Raw genomic sequence first — 1,576 nt, 5'->3', positions numbered from 1 at the left:
GGAGCCGCCGCCGGCGCCGATGGCGGATACGCCGACCACCGGCAATACCAGCGGCAGGCCGCCGATTTCCGTGCGGGTGACCATCTCCGCCTGGCCGTGCTGCGAGACCGCAATGTCGCTGCTGGTGCCGCCCATGTCGAAGGTGACGATGCGCGGCGTCGCCGACTCGACCGCCAATCGCGCGGCTGCGACCACGCCTGAGGCGGGGCCGGACAAGACGGTGTCGATCGGACGCCCGAGCGCGGCGTTGAGCGACAGCGAGCCGCCGTTGGACGCCGTCACCAGGATCGGTGCAGTAACGCCCAGTTCGGCCGCCAGTTGCGCCAGACGCTCGAAGTAACGGCGCATCAGCGGTTGTATGTAAGCATTCAGCGACGCCACGACGGTGCGTTCGTATTCGCGGATCTCGGGCCAGGTCTGCGCCGCCGACAAGACCGCTATCTGCATTGCGGGCGTCGTCGCTGGCCGCGCTGGCAGCGCCGGCAACGCCTGCTGCAAGGCGGCGGCCAGTTCGGCCTCGCGCTCCGGCTGCAGGTAGCCGTTGATCAACATGACCACCACGGCGTCGACGTCGAGTGTCGCAATCTGCTGCGCCGTCGATGCAATCTGCCCGGCGTCGGGCCAGCGCGTGACGTTGCCGTCGCGATTGAAACGCGCCCCGATTTCCAGCACGCGTTCGCGCGGCAGGAACGGTTCTTCGCGGGTCGCATGGAAATCGAACGAAGACGGCATGCGCGCACGGCCGATCTCCAGCACGTCGCGGAAACCTTCCGTGACGACCAGGCCGACGCGGGCGCCGCGACGCTGGATGATGGCGTTGAGGCCGATGGTGGTGCCGTGCAGCAGCACGCCGATGTCGGACGGCGCCAATCCGTTTTGCGCAATCAGCGCGGCCAGACCGTTACGGACTGCGAGGGCCGGATCGGCTGGAGTGCTGGGTTCTTTGTGGTAGGCGAGTTGCCTGCGTTGGGTGTCGTACAGGACGAAGTCGGTGAAGGTGCCTCCGACGTCGATACCTATGCGCGCGCCGGTCGAAGAGACGGAATTCACTACGGATGCTCCAGGAAAACTGCCTGCTGCGTTTGCATGATGACAAGACAATGAGCCGATGCGCTCACCGATGACCGACCGCAAGATTTGCAGGCAAAGATGTCGATTGTAGGATCTCGTACTACTCAGCGAAAATAACTATTCCGAGTTAGCTTATGCGACATGCGACTTTGCAGTTTCGTTCCTCGATCTGCTAGCGTCAATGCCTCAGCCGTCGTTTTAATCTTCGCTCCACGCGTTTTTATTATCAGGAAAGCATCGAATGCGCATCGCCATCGGCGGTTTCCAACACGAAACCAATACGTTCTCCCGCACGCCGACGACATGGACCGACTTTGCCACCGCCGACACCTGGCCCGGTCTGCTGGAGGGCGATGCATTGTTGCCCGAAATGAGCGCGGCGCCAGGTTCGGCACCGTCCAATATCCCCATGGCAGGCTTCATTGCGGCCGCCCGGCAAACGCCGCACACTTTGGTTCCAACTGTGTGGTGCGCAGCCGGGCCATCCGGTCGCGTCACGCGCGAC

General features: G+C 63.8%; 2 protein-coding genes. One reads left to right on the top strand and one right to left on the bottom strand.

From position 1 onward, the window contains the following. On the bottom strand, window positions 1-1,050 hold a 1,050-nt coding region (locus tag HLUSI_RS29585; protein ID WP_016835439.1), incomplete at its 3' end, for a hydantoinase/oxoprolinase N-terminal domain-containing protein. 262 nt (window positions 1,051-1,312) lie between these two features. Between HLUSI_RS29585 and HLUSI_RS29580 the strand changes: the two genes are divergently transcribed. After that, on the top strand, window positions 1,313-1,576 hold a 264-nt coding region (locus HLUSI_RS29580; RefSeq protein ID WP_040503672.1), incomplete at its 3' end, for a M81 family metallopeptidase.

This window comes from Herbaspirillum lusitanum P6-12, assembly GCF_000256565.1.
Taxonomy (GTDB): domain Bacteria; phylum Pseudomonadota; class Gammaproteobacteria; order Burkholderiales; family Burkholderiaceae_D; genus Herbaspirillum; species Herbaspirillum lusitanum.
Note: the sequence above shows the minus strand (reverse complement) of the source record. Positions and strands in the feature narration are given on the sequence as shown.